The following is a 16,244-nucleotide window of genomic DNA, read 5'->3' on the forward strand; positions in this document are numbered from 1 at the left end:
GGCCAAACGACGGTTGGCCGATCACTCCGGATTGTCCGGCGCCGGCCGCGACACCGCCGCCTGGCGGGCGCGTGCCCCAAAAGGCTTCGCGCGCAGCAGCGAAGAATTGAACAGACCAATGGGCCAATTGATCCGCTATGACCGATTGTCGCGCGAATGGGAGGCAGGACTGTCGGGGATTGACCGCGCGCCGACGGAAACCGGCACGCCGCGGTCACTTTCCCCGTTTCGCCTTACGGTAAGGGTCGTATGATGATACGTCTGGCCCGGACGGGCCGAAAAGCGCGAAAGGGGTCCGATGCTGGATCTGATGAAACGGGCGGCCATCCCGCTGGCCGCGCTGGTCCTTGCGGGAATTTTCCTGCTGAATTCCCTCTATTGGCTGGCCGGCGCGTGCGGCCTGGTCGTCGCCCTGGGGGTGTTCGACTATGCTCAGAAACAGGCGTCGATCACCCGCAACTTCCCGGTCGCCGGCCGCATCCGCTGGTTGTTCTACCGGCTGCGCCCCTATCTCCGGGCCTATATCGTCGAGGACGACCTGACCGGAACGCCCTACTCGTTCGAGGCGCGCAACCTGGTGCACGCCCGGGCGCGCGGCGTGACCGACACGCATCCGTTCGGCACCGAGCGGGACGTGGCGGCAGCGGAATACAAATGGCTCGGCCATTCCATCGCGCCCGAGGCCGCGCCCGACCCGTCGCCGCGGGTTCTGGTCGGCAATGGCCAATGCGCGAAACCCTATTCCGCATCCGTGCTCAACATCAGCGCCATGAGCTTCGGGGCGCTTTCGGCCAATGCGGTGCGGGCCCTGAATCTGGGCGCGAAGCTGGGCGGCTTCTACCACGACACGGGCGAGGGCGGGCTGTCCGACTATCATCGCGAGCACGGCGGCGACATCGTTTGGGAGCTGGGCTCCGGCTATTTCGGCGCGCGGGACGCGAATGGCGCGTTCGATCCCGAACGGTTTCGCGACGCGGCCGCCAACGACGCCGTGAAGATGACCGAGATCAAGCTGAGCCAGGGGGCGAAGCCGGGCCATGGCGGCCTGTTGCCGGCGGCGAAGGTGACCGACGAGATCGCACGCATCCGCGGGGTGCCGGCGCACCAGGATTGTCTGTCGCCGCGCGGCCATTCGGCGTTTTCCACGCCGGTGGAGATGATGGAGTTCGCTGCCCGGATGCGCGAGCTTTCCGGCGGCAAGCCGGTGGGGCTGAAACTGTGCATCGGCCAGCCGCACGAGCCGTTCGCGATGGTCAAGGCGATGCTCGAAACCGGCATCCGTCCGGATTTCATCGTCGTCGACGGCGGCGAGGGTGGCACGGGTGCCGCGCCGCTCGAACTGTCGGACTGGGTCGGGATGCCACTGTCGGAAGGGCTGGTGCTGATGCGCAACGCCCTGGTCGGGGCCGGCCTGAAGGACGAGGTGCGCCTCGCCGCCAGCGGCAAGGTCTATTCCGGCATGGGGCTGGCCTGGCACATGGCGCAGGGCGCCGACTGGTGCAACGCGGCCCGCGCCTTCATGCTGTCCATCGGCTGCATCCAGGCGCAGCGCTGCCATCTCGGCACCTGCCCGACGGGGGTGACGACGCAGAATCCCGGGCGCCAGCGCGGGCTGGTGCCGGAGGTGCAGGGGCGCCAGGCGGCCCGCTTCCATGCCAAGACACTGGCGGCCCTCGCCGACATCGTCGCGGCCGCCGGCTTCAAAACCCCCGCCGAACTGGAGCCGCACCATCTGATGCACCGTCTGGGGCCGGACAAGGCCGCACCCATGGACCGCATCCAGACCTTCCTGGCCAAAAACATCCTGCTGGAGGCGCCGGACGAGACCATCTATGCCGACTGGTGGCGCGCCGCGCGCGCGGACAGTTTCCGGCCGGCGATCGACCTGGCCGAAAGCCGTGCCAAACAGGGCGCCGCCATCGCCTGACCGAGGGGCCGCGCCGGAGCCCATCCCCGCCGGCGGGGATCCGGGTCGCCCACCCCATCGCCGGCGCCACGCCCGCCATGCCGACCGAGCGGTGCCGCACGGGCTGCCCGCGGCGGCCTGGCGGGGTGTGGGCCGGCGACTGGTCTATTTCTTGTCCTCAAGCTTGTCGTAGATATACCCGCCGGCCGCACCGACGCCGGCGCCGATTGCGGTGCCACAGGTGACGCAGCCGCCCGTCGCCACGGTACCCAATGCGCCGATGCCGGCGCCGATCGCACCGCCGGACAGGGTGCGCTGCTGGGTCGAATTCATCCCCGAACAACCGGCCAGCCCAAGAGCGAGAACGGCAATACAGACGCCGTTTCGAATGGGATTGCGGATCATTGTGAGGCACTCCTTTCCAATAGGACAATACCATTATACCTGTATCGGAAAATATTGTCGGTTTTCCGCAAAAATCGGGGCACACAAATCGCCCAATGCCTTATTTCAATAAGATTTTATCATAATGAGATGGAATTATTATTTCTGACTAATGATGTTTGTTCGAACCGACCTCGGTCTTTCTGGCACGCGGCAAGGCGTACGAATGGCCGCGTCGCGATTTCTGAAACGACGGCATTTTCCTTACAGGTTGATAACATCTTCATGGGCCAGTTGAGCGGCAACGATTGCCGCGTGTTCGACAAGCCGACGCTGCAATTTTTCGGACAGGTCCAACTCCCGCCTCGTCCCGCCCCATTCGGCGCTGGCCTGCTCGATGATCGAGACGTCAACCTCGCCCCCGCCCTTCAGACACGCTTCCATCGCCGTGTTGATCCGCTGGTTTGTCCGCTGCGTCAGGCCCGGTGTGCGATAGTGCTGAAAGCGGCGCGAAACCTCATCGGTTTCTCCGATATAGGTTTTTTCTGTCTGGCCTTGTCGTATCACGAATTTGTAGATCGCCGCCGCGAATGGCATCCTCGGAAAGGTCAAGCGGCCTTTGTCGTCGATGAAAACATTCCCCAACGCTCGCCAGCCGTAATGCACGCTCAGGGAGGCGTGATCCCCATCGCCGGGTCCAAGAACATCGTCCCACTCAAGGCTTGATTTGGTGGATTTGTGAACCGGCTCTTCCCCGATGTCACTGGCACTACCGGACCGCAAGAACGTGACGCGCTCTGCCGAGATGTTGAGGTTTGCCGTCCGCCAGCCCGCATCAAGCCAGCCGGAGCATTGCACATGCGATCGCGGATTCTGGTTCGCCCACCATGCCGGATAGCGTCTGGCACTTTGGGGCAGAGGCCCCCCGAGAATCCGCTCGATCTCTTCGAATGATGCCTGCCAATGGTCGGATTTCAGGCTCATCAGGTGATCTCGTAAGGCTGCATATTTGCTCATGATCGACTCCATACACTTTTCTCAGTGAGAAAATATACATTACATATATTCTGTCAATCGGAAAAATATATATTTTGCGCCACGCTATGGTCTGGCGTTCGCACGGTGAACCCAGCGGAGCAACGAGAATGCCGCGCCCAGCGCCTCTGGCGCCCGCCCCATCGCTACAGCATGCGCTCTTCCGGCCGGACCAGGTGCCGGGGCGTTTCGCCCTTCAGGGCCCGCACGCAGTTCTCCACCGCCCGTCGCACCGCCACGCCGCGCCAGGCGCCGACCGAGGCGGAGTTGTGCGGCGAGCCGATGACATTGGGCAGGTCCAGGAACGGATATCCCATGGCGAACCGCCCGTGGCGCACCGGCTCGACCCACCAGGCATCCAGGCAGGCGGTGAAGGCCGGGTTGGCCCGCAGGTGCGCGTACAGCGCCGCCTCGTCGACGATCTCGCCGCGGGCGAGGTTCACCAGGATGGCGTCCGGCCGCATCAGCGCCAGCCTTTCCGCGGTCAGCAGCCGCTCTGTGGTCTGCGTCAGCGGCAGCGCCAACACCAGCACGTCGCTGGCGGCCAGCAATTCGTCGAGCCGGTCGGGCGTACCGATCCAGTCGACGGGTTCGTCGCTCTCGCCCGAGCGCTTGATGGCGTGCACCTTCATGCCCAGCCCGCGAAACAACCGGCCGCAGGCAACGCCGATGCCGCCGAAGCCCAGGATGCCGGCGACCCCGCCCGCCAGCATCTTGTTGCGCACGAACTGGTTGAACGCGCCGGATTTCAGGTTTTCGTGCTCGACGAACAGCCGCTTCGCCGCCGCCAGCGCCAAAGCCAGCCCGTGCTCGGCCATGGGCTCCGCAAAGGCGCCGCCATTGCCGGCAATCGGCAAATGCTCCGGCAGGTGTTGCAGCGGCAGATAGTCGACGCCGGCCGAATGGAATTGCAGCAACCGGCACCGCTCCGCCAGCAGGTCGCCGACGTCGTCCGGCAGGTCGGCCATGCGCTGGGCGAACACGGCGGTCGCGGCGGCGAGCGCATGGCGCCCGGCGGCCTCGTCCAGGTCCTCCAGATAAATCGCATGCCCGGCCGTGCCGAGCGCCTCCTCGATCAGGCCGCGACGCCAGGAGTCGGCCGGGAAGGCAATGACCAGGGTCGGCGCGCTGGCGGTGGGCTGTTTCATGGGCAAAATCCGTGACATAAAGAAATTGTGGAATCGTGGCGGCCTTGTGACCGCCCCGCCAACTGCGCCATACTATGGCAGCGCAACTCGACCCATTTCGCAAGGATCGCCCCGCCATGCGCCAGGACGGAACCGCCATCGACGCCGCCATGGGCACCGAGAGCCTGCCCGGCCGCGACGTGCTCGACAAGGCCACACTCCAGTCCCTGTCCGGGCGCAGCGACCGCGCCGGCCTGCTGCATCTGGCCGGGCATGTGGCCGTGATCCTTTGCACCGGCTGGCTGCTCGGCCGGGCCTATGCGGCCGGCGGCCTCTGGATTCTGCCGGCCCTTGTGGCGCACGGCTTCGCCCTGGTGACCCTGTTCGCGCCGATGCACGAGGCCGGCCACGCGACGGCGTTCAAGACGCTGTGGCTCGGCAAGGCCGTGGCCTGGCTGACCGGAGCGGTGACGCTGGTCAATGCCGACTTCTATCGCCGCTACCATCACTGGCACCATCGCTACACGCAGGTGCCGGGGCAGGACCCGGAGCTGGCGCGGCCGAAGCCGCACGACTGGCGCAGCTATGGCTGGCGCCTGCTGGGCCTGTACTACTATCTGGACCGGGCGCGGGAAATGGCCCTGGTCGCCGGCGGCCGGCTCGACGGCATCGTCTTTGTGCCGGAGCGCGCACGGCCCCGTCTGATCTGGTCGATGCGGGCCATGCTGGGGCTCTACGCCCTGATCGCCGTGGCCGCGCTGGCGGCGCAAAGCTGGGCGCCCGTCACCTATTGGCTGCTGCCCCTGCTGTGCGGCCAGCCGCTGTTGCGTGCCATCCTGCTGTCCGAGCACACCGGTTGCAGCGAGGATCGCAACGGCCTGACCAACACCCGCACCACGCTGACCCGCTGGCCGGTGCGCTTCCTGATGTGGAACATGCCGTTCCACGCGGAACACCACCTGTACCCGGCGGTGCCGTTCCACCGGCTGCCGGACCTGCACCGGCTGGTCGCGGACCGGGTGCGCCACGTCACGCCGGGCTATCCGGCGGCCCAGCGCGAAATCGTGGCGAGCTTCGGTGCGGCCGAAGCGGGGGTCAGCCCGCCGCGGCCTGTTTGATCATATCCGCGCCCTTTTCGGCGATCATGATCGTCGGCGCGTTGGTGTTGCCGGACGGCACGGTCGGCATGATCGAGGCGTCGATCACCCGCAGGCCGGCGATACCGTGGACGCGCAGATTGTCGTCCACCACCGCCATGCGGTCGGTTTCCGGCCCCATCTTGCAGGTGCCGACGACGTGATACGTGGTCTGGCCGTTGCCACGGGCCCAGTCCAGGATCTCGTCATAGGAATTGGCATCCTTGCCGGGCGCCAGTTCCAACTTGCGGTAGGGGTCCATCACCGGGTTTTCGACGATGCGCCGGGCGATCTCGATGCCGGCCACGGTGCAATCCCGGTCGCCCTGCTCGGCCAGGAAGTTCGGGCGGATCGCCGGCGCGTCGCCGACGCGGGCGGATTTCAGATGGATCGAGCCGCGGCTGTCCGGCCGGCACTGGCCGATGACCACGGTCATGCCCGGCTCCTTCTCCAGCACGCGCGTGGCCGCGGTGTCGTAGCTGGCCGGCGCGAAGTGGAACTGCATGTCCGGCTCTTCCACATTCGCGGTCGTCTTGACGAAGCCATAGACCACGCCGGCGGTCAGCGTCAGGATGCCCCGGCCGCCGGTATAGTATTTGAACACCTCTTTCATCAGGCTGAAGCCGCGACTCTGCTCGTTCAGGGTGATCGGCTTGGTCACCCGCCAGCGCATGCGGGGCGCGAAATGATCGCCGTAATTCTCGCCGACGCCCGGCAATTCGTGCTGCACGGCGATGCCGAGCGATTTCAGCAACTCCGGCTGGCCGATGCCGGAATGCTCCAGCACGCCGGGGGAGGAAACCGAGCCGCAGGAGACGATGACCTCGCGGCCGGCGCGGGCGAGTTCCTTGCGGCCGCCGACCGTGTATTCGACGCCCACCGCCTTCTTGCCTTCCAGCACGACCCGCTGGGTCATGGCGTTGGTGACGATGTGCAGATTCTTGCGCGCCCGCGCCGGGTCGAGGAAGGCGCGGGCCAGGCTGTGGCGCTTGCCGTCCTTCTGCGTCACCTGGTAGTAGCCGAAGCCTTCCTGGTGGCCGTTGTTGTAGTCCTTGTTGATGGGAAAGCCCTCGGCACCCGCGGCCTGGATGAAGGCGTCGCAGATTTCGTGGTGCTCGCGCATATGGGCGACGTTCAGCGGGCCGCCCTTGCCGCGGGCCTCGTCGCCATCGCCCTCGAAATTCTCGGACTTCTTGAAATAGGGCAGCACGCTGTCATAGGACCAGCCGCGATTGCCGAACTGGCTCCACGAATTGTAGTCGAGCGGGTTGCCGCGCACATAGAGCATGCCGTTGATCGAGGACGACCCGCCCAGGGTGCGGCCGCGCGGGATCGGGATGCGCCGGCCCTTGACATTGTCTTCCGGCTCGGACTCGAAATTCCAGTTCAGGGTCTTGTGGTTCAACAGCTTGGTGAAACCGGCCGGGATGTCGATCCACATCGACTTGTCCTCCGGCCCGGCTTCCAGCAACAGCACGGTTTTCGACGGGTCTTCGCTCAGGCGCGCGGCCAGAACGCAACCGGCCGAACCGGCGCCGACCACAATATAATCGTAGGTGGACATGCCTTCCCTATCTCGATGACTGACGGGCGTTCCTCACACCGCCGCAGTCTAGGCAAGGCATGGGACCGGCGCTAGGGGGTGCGATAGCCGTCCGACAGGAAGCGGCGCACATGGCCCATGAAAATGCCAAGCTGGTCGTGATGCACCCAGTGGCTGGCGTCGGGCACGCGCACGATCTCCGCCGTCCGGAAATGCTTCGCGCGGCCGTCCTTGACCGGATCGCTGGCCCAGCTGTCCTCGCCATAGACCAGCATGGCCGGGCAGGTGATCCGCGCCCAGAGTTCCGCGTTCTGCTCCGGGCTCATGCCGAACGGCCGGTCGGCATGGACGTAGTTGTCGAACTTCCAGGTATAGGTGCCGTCCTCGTTCTGGTTGACGCCGTGCTCGGTCAGGTGGCGGGCCTTGTCGGCGGTCAGGTGCTGGTTCGCCTCGTGCATGCGCTGGAAGGCCTCGTCCAGGCTCGCATAGCGGCGCGGCGTGCGCCCGGCGATGCCGCGCAGCTCGCCGACCCATTTGCGCATGCGCTCGTGCGGCGGCGTCGCGGCCTGCTGGGCGATGCGCTTCGGCGACATGCCCAGCCCCTCGATCGCCAGGATTTTCTGCACGTTTTCCGGATAGATACCGGTATAGGCGAGGCTGATCTGGCCGCCCAGCGAATGGCTCAGAATCGTCACCGGCGCCAGGTTCAGCTGGTGGATCAGCTGGGCGATGTCGTAAATATAATCCTGAATGCGATAGACCGAGCCGCGCAACCACTCGCTGTCGCCATGGCCGCGTAGGTCGGGCGCGATGATGTGGTAGTCGTTGCGCAATTCCTGGGCGACCCAGTCCCAGTTGCGGCAATGGTCGCGGCCGCCGTGCACCAGCAGCAGCGGCGGCGCCTCGCGATTGCCCCAGTCGACATAATGCAGGCGCAGGCGCTGCGAGAAATACACGTGGCTGGTGGGGCCGGGGATTTCGGAAACGGCCATGGCAGCGATCCTTCCGCGCTTCGGTCGGCGATGGTGCGGCGCACAATACCGCCAATTCAGCGATTGAGAAAGGCCGATACGGTATCGAAAAACGCCTGGGGCTGATCGGCATGCACCCAGTGGCCGGCGCCGGGGATGGTCGCATACTCGGCCTGCGGAAACAGGCGCGCGATCGCCGCCTTGTGGCTGTCCTGGATATAGGGCGAGTCGCCGCCGGCGACGAACAGGATCGGCTCCGGATAGCGATAGCGGAACAGGAACTCCGGCCAGTCGAGAATGTCGGGCAGGCGGTCGCGCAATTCCCGCAGATTCGGCCGCCAGCGCAGCCCCTGGCCGCCGTCCGCCGCCAGGTTCAGCAGCAGGAAGGCGCGTTCCGCGTCGCTCGGGATGGCATCGGCCAGCAGCCGGTCCGCCTGGCCGCGGCGGGCGATGGCGGAGAGGTCCAGCCCCAGCATCGCGTCCAGATAGTCGTAGAACGGCGTCTGCTCGTGCCGGACCGGCGAGATGTCGACGACCACGGGCCGCTCCACCAGATGCGGGTATTTCAGGGCGGTGACCATGGTGACCTTGCCGCCCATGGAATGGCCGACAATGCGCACCGGCGGGCCGATCCGCTCCGCAAGCGCGGCGATGTCGTCGGCCATGGCCTCATAGGTCATGCCCTCGGCCCAGGGCGAGCGCCCGTGATTGCGCAGGTCCACGACCAGCACGCGATAGTCGGCGGCAAACCGCTTCATCTGGCTCGCCCAGTTGCGCGCCTGGCCCAACAGGCCGTGCAGGATCAGCAGCGGCGGGCCGTTGCCGGCCTCGTCGAAAGCCAGGGCCACCGGGTTCGGGGTATAATCGCTCATGAGGTCAGACTCACGCTGGGAATGACGGTTTCGAGATTGCCGCGCACATGGCTGGAAAAGCCGGTGCCGGCCTCGGCATACATGTTGAACGCAACGTCGACGCCGGCCGCCTCCAGCGCCTCCACCTCGTCGGGAAAGCGGGCGATGGCCGCCACCTTGCCCTCGTACTGGCTCGCCCGCAGCAGGCGATAGGCGAACATGTTGCTGTCGTGCGCCGGCATGGTCAGCAAGACCAGTTCGACCCGCCCCCGCTCCAGCCGGTGCCAGAAGGCGGGGTCGGTCACGTCCGCCTGGATGATCCGGAACCCGTTGGCGCGGGCCGCCGCGACCTTGGCGCCGTCGACCTCGACCCCGATCACCACGTCACCGCAATGGCGCAGCAGGTCCGCATAGGCGCCCTGGCCGACCCGCCCCATGCCCAGCACGGCAATGCGGGCATCGCCAAGCTGGATCACTTGTTCCTCGGCATGCCGCCGCCGGCGCTCGAACCGGGCCAGCCAGCGATGGCGATGCGGGTTCAACTCGTGCGCGGCCCTCTGGAACGGCGCGCAGACGATAAAACTGCCCGCCACCGCGATCGCGACGATCCCCGGCCAATAGGGCGCGAGCCAGCCGGACTGGGCGGCGATGGCCGTGACGATCAGGCCGAACTCGCTGTAGCTGCCCAGCGCCAGCGCGCCCAGCATCGAGGAGCGGGCGCGAAAGCGCAACTGCGCGAAGGCCAGGAAGAACAGCACCACCTTGACCGACACCAGCGCCACCAACACCCAGGCCACGCTCAGATGGCCCCAGTCCGGCAGGCCGGCCAGGCCGATTTGCAGGAAAAAGCCGACCAGCAACAGGTCTTTCAACGGGAACAGGGTGTGCGCCAGTTCGCGCGCACGCGGATGCCCGGCCATCACGGCGCCCAGCACCAACGCGCCCAGATCCGGCTTCAACCCCGCCAGGCCGAAGCCGCCGGCGCCAACGCCCAGGGCCAGGAACAGACCGAACAGCATCAGCAATTCGCCATGACCCAACCGCGCCATCACCGCCAGCAAGGGCGCGCGCAGGGCCAGCACGCCGACCAGCGCTATCGCCCACACCTCCGGCAGCTTGCCGCCGGCAAAGGTGAGAAAGACCACCGCGAACAGGTCCTGCAGGATCAAAATGCCAATGGCCGTGCGGCCGTGCAGGGCGCTTTGCTCGCCGCGGTCGTCCAGATTCTTCATGGCGAACACGGTGGACGAGAACGACAGCGCGAAGCCCAGCGCCAGCGCCCCCGGCCAGGTCATGCCGGCAAACGCGCCGATACCCGCCGCCGCGGCCGCCATGGCGCCGGAGGCGAACAGGGCAATGCTGATGGCCGCATGGCCGCTGGCCGTCGCCCAGACCTCTGTCTTGAACAACCGCCGCGGGTCCAGTTCGAGGCCAATCAGGAACAGCAGCAGGGTGACGCCCAGGTCGGCGATCGCATGCAAGGGCGCCCCGCCCTCGATCCCCACCGCGTGCGCGGCGAATCCGGCCAGCAGGAAGCCGACCAATGGCGGCTGCCCGAGCTGCCGCGCGCCAAACCCGAACAGGAAGGCCAAACCGATAAGGAGCGGGTCCATCGAAAATCCAGAATGCCGTGTTCGCCGGAGTCTACCGGCAAGCCGGGTCCGACCCAACCCCACCATGGTCGCGCGCCGCCGCCAGGGCGGCGGTCACCGCGTCCGGCAGGTCGTCGGCGATCAGCCCCGCGCCGATCCGAGTGGCCGCCTCGCCATGCAGCCAGGCCGCGGCCGATGCCGCCTCGAACGGCGGCAGGCCCTGGGCCAGCAGGCCGCCGATCAGGCCGGCCAGCACGTCGCCGCTGCCGGCGGTCGCGAGCCAGGGCGGCGCGTTGGCGTTGATCGCCGCCCGGCCATCCGGCGCGGCAATCACCGTGTCGGCGCCTTTCAGCAGGACCACGGCCCCGGCCCGCTCGGCGGCGATGCGGGCGCGGGTGAGCTTGTCGCCCGCGACATCGGCAAACAGGCGGCCGAACTCGCCCTCGTGCGGGGTCAGGACGGCCGGCGCGCCCGCCAGGGCCGGAAACAGGCGCTCAGGCGCTGAGGCAAAGGCGGTCAGGCCGTCGGCGTCGACCACCGTCGGCTTGCCCGCCTGCAACGCGGCGAGAACCCGCCGGCGCGTGCGCCCGTCCGCGCCGGCGCCGGGGCCGATGACGACGCTCGCCACCCGCGCCTCGCCGGCGAGCCGGGCAAAGGCGGGCAGGTGCGGGCACGGGCGCAGGATGATCGCCGCCGGCAGGGTCGCGAGCGCGCCGAACGCCGCCGCCGGCGCGGCGACGCTCACCAGGCCGGCGCCGACCCGCAAGGCGGCATGGGCGGCCAGACGGGCCGCACCGGGCATGACGCCGGTGCCGACCAGGCAATGGCCGCGCCGGTATTTGTGATCGCCGGCCCCGCCATCGGGCAGGCGCCAGAGCGCCGGCGTGTTGCGCCAGGTCCGGGGCCGGATCGCCTCCAGCACCGCCGGCGGAATGCCGATGTCGGCCACCAGCAATTGGCCGCAAAGCCCCCGGCCCGGATAGAGCCAGTGCCCGGGCTTGCCGCGGAAAAACGTGACCGTCAGGTCCGCCTGCGGCGCGAAGCCCTCGACCGCGCCGGTGCTGCCGTTGACGCCGCTGGGCGTGTCCACGGCGACGAGCGGCGCGCGCACCGCCCGTAGCGTCTCGGCCGCCACCCCGCCGAGCGGTCGCGACAGGCCGGCGCCGAACAGGGCGTCGACGACCAGGCCGGCGCCCTCGACGCATCCGGGCGCCAACGCCTCCACCGGCCCGTCCCAGAGGGCGGCGTGGTGGGCGGCGTCGCCCTTCAGCGCGCCGCGCGCGCCCAGCAGGGCGAGCCGCACCGGCCAGTGCCGCTCCGCCAGCAGGCGGGCCACGACGAAGCCGTCGCCGCCATTATTGCCGGGGCCGCAGAGCACCGCGACCGGCCGCGGGCTCCAGCGCTGACAGATGGCGTCGGCCACCGCCTGGCCGGCATGCTGCATCAGCACCGGACCGGGCACGCCGGCGGCCATGGCCAGCCGGTCCGCCTCGCCCATTTCGGCGACGGTGAGCAGGTGGTCAGTGATGGCCGGTCACCCTTTCGCGACCGATGGTCTTGACCCAGGGCACGGGCCGCTTCGGGTCGTGCAGATTGCCGCTGGCGATCCGCGCCTGGATTTCCTTGATCGCCATCGCCGTGATCGGCCGGATTTTCAACTCCAGCGCGTCGGCGAAGGTGAACCATTTCAGCTTCAGCAACTCGCCGTCGCCCTGGTCGTCCCGGTCCATGTCGCCCTGCACGTGCTCGGCGTCGATCACGAAAAAGCGGGCGTTGAAGCGGCGCGGCCGGCCGGGCGGCGTCACCGCGCGGTAGATGAAGGACAGGTTTTCCAGGCAGGGCGCGTTGCCGGTGGCGAAAAAGTCCTCCCAGCCCTTGGGCGGGCGCTGCGGCTTGGCCACCGGCTTGCCGATGACGAGGCCCGCTTCCTCGAACGTCTCGCGCACGGCGGCCATGGCGAGCGCGCGGGCGCGGCGTTCGGTGCAGGCCTGGGTCAGCCGGTCCAGCACGTCCGGGCGCAGGTCGGTCGCCGGCTGGACATAGCCGTCGGCCCGGTCGACCCGGCCGCCCGGAAAGACGTAATGGTGCGGAAAGAACACATGGCCCGACGAACGCTCGCCCATCAGCACCCGGGGCTCGCCCTGGTGCTGGCGCACGATGATCAGCGTGGCGGCGTCGCGGATGCGCGGCGGCTTCTCGACCGGCTTGGCCGCGGCCGCATCGGCTTCAGACATGAGACGGGGTTTCCTTTTGCGAACGGTCTTGGGGCCACATCATGGCCACGCCGCCGCACTTGTCGACCGTCTTGATGCCCGCAGCGGGCTCGCCTGATGCCCGAAGCGGGCTTGAGGCCCGAAGGGGGCCGTTGTCATGGGGGAGAGTGGGGTGCCCGATCGGGTTCGAACCGACGACCTCCTGGACCACAACCAGGCGCTCTAACCGACTGAGCTACGGGCACCGTCCATCGGAAGCGGGCTCTTTACGGCAAGGCCGCAGGCAGGTCAAGCGCGTTTCGCCATGCGCCGGGCCCGCGCCGGAAAATTCCGAAATTCCCGGATTTTGGCGCCTCGCAATCTTGTGACCGGCCGCCCGCACCCCCAAGTACTCGCGAAATTATTCAGACAGGACCGCTTGACCGACGGAAGGGACACCGATGCCGCCGATCACCAAACCCTTGACCAACCCGCTGACCCAAACCGGGGCGCGCCTCTCCGCCGCCTTTCGCGACTTCATCCACCTGGAATCGTCCGGCGGCATGGTGCTGGCGCTGGCCGCCGTGCTGGCGATCATCGCCGCGAACAGCCCCTGGCAGGAGGCCTACAACGCCTTTCTGACCATTCCCGGCTCCGTCGAGATTGGGTCGCTGGTCGAGATCCGCAAGCCCCTGCTGCTCTGGGTCAACGATCTTTGGATGGCGATCTTCTTTTTCCTGGTCGGGCTGGAGATCAAACGCGAGTTTCTGGAAGGCGAGCTTTCCAGCATGCGCCAGGTGGCCTTGCCCGGCATCGCCGCCATCGGCGGCATGATCGTGCCGGCGCTGATCTATACGGCGGTGAATTTCGGCTCACCCGCCAACCTGAACGGCTGGGCCATCCCGGCGGCCACCGATATCGCCTTCGCGCTCGCCGTGCTGTCGCTGCTGGGCAAGGGCGTGCCGTCGTCCCTGAAAATCCTGCTGCTGGCCATCGCCATTTTCGACGATCTGGGCGCGATCATCATCATCGCCCTGTTCTACACCGCCGATCTCTCGCCCATGGTCATGAGCCTGGCCGTCGCGCCCCTGGTCGTGCTGCTGCTGCTGAACCTGGCCGGCGTCCGCAACATCGTGCCCTATGTGCTGGTCGGCGCCGTGCTCTGGGTCATCGTGCTGAAATCGGGCGTGCACGCGACGCTCGCCGGCGTGATCACCGCCTTCGCCATTCCGCTGACCGTCAAGCGCGACTCCGGCGAATCGCCGCTGAAACTGCTGGAGCACGAACTGCACGTCTGGGTCGCCTTCCTGGTCCTGCCGATGTTCGCCTTCGCCAATGCCGGCGTTTCGCTGGCGGGCATGGGGCTGGACAGCCTGACGGAGCCGGTGACGCTGGGCATCGTTCTGGGCCTGTTCGTCGGCAAGCAGCTCGGCATTTTCGGCACGCTGTACCTGACGATCCGCTCCGGCCTGGCGCCAATGCCGACGGGCGCGCGCTGGATCCAGTTGTACGGCGTGGCGGCCCTGGCGGGCATCGGCTTCACCATGAGCCTGTTCATCGGCGGCCTGGCATTCGAGCACGCGAACTTCGCGGCGCCGATCCGCATGGGCGTGCTGGTCGGCTCGATCGCCAGCGCGGTGGTCGGCTTCATCATCCTGCGCCTGACCATCGGCCGGGCGGCCGGCGACGAACCCGACGCCGGCGACAGTGATGGGGCGCCGGCACCGTCCGCCGCCGCGACCTGACCGCCGGGGGGCCGGAAACCGCGGGCGTCGGGATCGAACCGCCGTCCGCGGGCGATTGCGCAGACCCCCTTTCCCAGCGCCGCGCTTCCTCCTACGATGGTTGTAAGCGCTGCGTTCCGCGGCCGCTTGTTTCCCAAGCTTCTGCTTTCCGTTCCAGGAGGAAATCTCAGCCCATGAGTTTGAAAGGCAAGGCCTATATCGCGGGGATCTATGAGCATCCCACGCGCAAAGCGCCCGACAAATCCACCCCGCAAATCCACATGGAAAGCGCCATCGGCGCGCTGGCCGACGCCGGGCTGACGCTCGCCGATGTGGACGCCTATTTCTGCGCCGGCGACGCCCCGGGCCTCGGTCCGCTGTCGATGATCGAGTATATCGGCCTGCCGAACGTGCGCTATATGGACTCGACCGACACCGGCGGTTCGTCCTATGTGCTGCACGTGGAGCACGCCGCCGCGGCCATCGCCATGGGCAAGGCCAAGGTCTGCCTGATCACGCTCGCCGGCCGTCCGCGCTCCGAAGGCCAGAACACCGGCACCGGCGCCCGCGCCTTCACCGGCGCCCCGGACGAGGGCTTCGAGCAGATCTTCGGCACCACCGTCGTCAACATGTACGCCATGTGCGCCCAGCGCCACATGTACGAGTACGGCACCACCAGCGAGCAGCTGGCCTGGATCAAGGTCGCGGCCTCCACCCACGCCCAGTACAACGAGCACGCGCTGCTGCGTGACGTGGTGACGGTCGAGGACGTGGTGAATTCGCCGATGATCGCCGATCCGCTGCACCGGCTCGACTGCTGCGTCATCACCGATGGCGGCGGCGCCATCGTCGTGGTCGCGCCGGAGATCATGAAGTCGCTGAAGCGGCCGAAGATCAAGCTGCTGGGTGCCGGCGAATCGCCGAAGAACATCCTGGGCGGCAAGGTCGACCTGACCTATAGCGGCGCCCGCTGGTCCGGCCCGCAGGCCTTTGCCGAGGCGGGCGTGAAGCCCTCCGACATCAAATACGCCTCGATCTATGACAGCTTCACCATCACGGTGCTGGAGCAGATCGAAGACCTGGGCTTCTGCGAAAAGGGCAAGGGCGGCGCCTTTGTCAGCGACGGCAACCTGATTTCCGGCGTCGGCAAACTGCCGTTCAACACCGATGGCGGCGGCCTCTGCAACAACCACCCGGCCAACCGCGGCGGCCTGACCAAGGTGCTGGAAGCGGTGCGCCAGGCGCGCGGCGAAGCCCATCCGAAGGTGCAGGTTCCGAACTGCGATCTGGTGCTGGCCCACGGCACCGGCGGCTCGCTCGGCACCCGCCACGGTTCCGCAACGATCATTCTGGAGCGCGAAGACTAATGGCCGAACGTCAAATCCCCGCCCCGCCGATCAACCCGGAAACCGCGGATTGGTGGGCCGCCTGCAAGGACGGCAAATTCCTGATCCCGAAGGACAACTCCAACGGCGAGTTGTTCTGGTACCCGCGCAAGAACTCGCCGCTGACCGGCTCCAGCGATATCGGCTGGGTCGAGGCGTCGGGCAAGGGCACCATTTACAGCCACTCGACGCTGTGGCGGGCCGACCCGTCCTATTGCATCGCCTATATCACGCTCGACGAGGGCGTGACGGTGATGAGCAATATCGTCGACACCGACTTCAAGACCGTGAAGATCGGCCAGAAGGTCGAGCTGGTTTGGAAGAACGCCGCCGACGGCCAGCCGGTGGCCTGCTTTAAGGTCGTCTGATCCGTCGGACGACCCCGGATGCGCCCGCGG

General features: G+C 67.5%; 14 protein-coding genes and 1 tRNA gene. 5 read left to right on the forward strand and 10 right to left on the reverse strand.

What is annotated here, in order from left to right; translation table 11 throughout:
* Nucleotides 1-298: 298 nt before the first annotated feature.
* Nucleotides 299-1,927 carry an FMN-binding glutamate synthase family protein gene (locus H6844_00305; protein MCB9927846.1) on the forward strand — a complete coding sequence of 543 codons (1,629 nt, stop codon included), beginning with the start codon at nt 299-301 and terminating at the stop codon, nt 1,925-1,927.
* Nucleotides 1,928-2,071: 144 nt separating this feature from the next.
* Here H6844_00305 and H6844_00310 read toward each other — a convergent pair whose 3' ends face one another.
* From H6844_00310 to H6844_00320, 3 genes are all read right to left on the reverse strand, one after another.
* Nucleotides 2,072-2,311 carry a hypothetical protein gene (locus H6844_00310; protein ID MCB9927847.1) on the reverse strand — a complete coding sequence of 80 codons (240 nt, stop codon included), beginning with the start codon at nt 2,309-2,311 and terminating at the stop codon, nt 2,072-2,074.
* A gap of 243 nt (nt 2,312-2,554) precedes the next feature.
* A complete protein-coding gene (locus tag H6844_00315) occupies nt 2,555-3,307 on the reverse strand; it encodes a hypothetical protein (GenBank protein ID MCB9927848.1) in 753 nt (250 codons plus the stop codon).
* A gap of 164 nt (nt 3,308-3,471) precedes the next feature.
* Nucleotides 3,472-4,473: a hydroxyacid dehydrogenase gene (locus tag H6844_00320; GenBank protein MCB9927849.1), complete on the reverse strand. Its 1,002-nt coding sequence runs from the start codon at nt 4,471-4,473 to the stop codon at nt 3,472-3,474.
* Between the two features lie 116 nt (nt 4,474-4,589).
* Here H6844_00320 and H6844_00325 point away from each other — a divergent pair, with 116 nt between their 5' ends.
* Nucleotides 4,590-5,570, forward strand: coding sequence for a fatty acid desaturase (locus H6844_00325; GenBank protein ID MCB9927850.1), 981 nt, complete (start codon nt 4,590-4,592; stop codon nt 5,568-5,570).
* On the opposite strand, the gene H6844_00330 is transcribed toward H6844_00325, so the two are convergent.
* The 7 genes from H6844_00330 to H6844_00360 form a co-directional block, all read right to left on the reverse strand.
* Nucleotides 5,548-7,152: a choline dehydrogenase gene (locus tag H6844_00330; protein ID MCB9927851.1), complete on the reverse strand. Its 1,605-nt coding sequence runs from the start codon at nt 7,150-7,152 to the stop codon at nt 5,548-5,550. The genes H6844_00325 and H6844_00330 overlap by 23 nt on opposite strands.
* 71 nt (nt 7,153-7,223) lie before the next feature.
* Nucleotides 7,224-8,123 carry an alpha/beta hydrolase gene (locus H6844_00335; GenBank protein ID MCB9927852.1) on the reverse strand — a complete coding sequence of 300 codons (900 nt, stop codon included), beginning with the start codon at nt 8,121-8,123 and terminating at the stop codon, nt 7,224-7,226.
* A gap of 56 nt (nt 8,124-8,179) precedes the next feature.
* Nucleotides 8,180-8,974, reverse strand: coding sequence for an alpha/beta fold hydrolase (locus H6844_00340; protein MCB9927853.1), 795 nt, complete (start codon nt 8,972-8,974; stop codon nt 8,180-8,182).
* Nucleotides 8,971-10,566, reverse strand: coding sequence for a cation:proton antiporter (locus tag H6844_00345; GenBank protein ID MCB9927854.1), 1,596 nt, complete (start codon nt 10,564-10,566; stop codon nt 8,971-8,973). The genes H6844_00340 and H6844_00345 overlap by 4 nt, the downstream gene beginning before the upstream one ends.
* Before the next feature lie 31 nt (nt 10,567-10,597).
* Nucleotides 10,598-12,043, reverse strand: coding sequence for an NAD(P)H-hydrate dehydratase (locus tag H6844_00350; protein MCB9927855.1), 1,446 nt, complete (start codon nt 12,041-12,043; stop codon nt 10,598-10,600).
* Nucleotides 12,044-12,065: 22 nt separating this feature from the next.
* Nucleotides 12,066-12,779 (reverse strand): NUDIX domain-containing protein, encoded by a 714-nt coding sequence (locus H6844_00355; GenBank protein ID MCB9927856.1) that lies wholly within the window; start codon nt 12,777-12,779, stop codon nt 12,066-12,068.
* 147 nt (nt 12,780-12,926) lie between these two features.
* Nucleotides 12,927-13,003 (reverse strand) — tRNA-His (locus H6844_00360).
* Between the two features lie 195 nt (nt 13,004-13,198).
* Between H6844_00360 and nhaA the strand changes: the two genes are divergently transcribed.
* The 3 genes from nhaA (at nt 13,199) to H6844_00375 (ending at nt 16,214) form a co-directional block, all read left to right on the forward strand.
* Nucleotides 13,199-14,482 (forward strand): Na+/H+ antiporter NhaA, encoded by a 1,284-nt coding sequence (gene nhaA / locus H6844_00365; GenBank protein MCB9927857.1) that lies wholly within the window; start codon nt 13,199-13,201, stop codon nt 14,480-14,482.
* A 173-nt stretch (nt 14,483-14,655) separates the two neighbouring features.
* Nucleotides 14,656-15,828 carry a thiolase domain-containing protein gene (locus tag H6844_00370; GenBank protein ID MCB9927858.1) on the forward strand — a complete coding sequence of 391 codons (1,173 nt, stop codon included), beginning with the start codon at nt 14,656-14,658 and terminating at the stop codon, nt 15,826-15,828.
* Nucleotides 15,828-16,214: an OB-fold domain-containing protein gene (locus H6844_00375; GenBank protein ID MCB9927859.1), complete on the forward strand. Its 387-nt coding sequence runs from the start codon at nt 15,828-15,830 to the stop codon at nt 16,212-16,214. The genes H6844_00370 and H6844_00375 overlap by 1 nt, the downstream gene beginning before the upstream one ends.
* Nucleotides 16,215-16,244 lie beyond the last annotated feature (30 nt).

The organism is Alphaproteobacteria bacterium (assembly GCA_020638555.1).
Lineage (GTDB): Bacteria > Pseudomonadota > Alphaproteobacteria > Bin95 > Bin95 > JACKII01.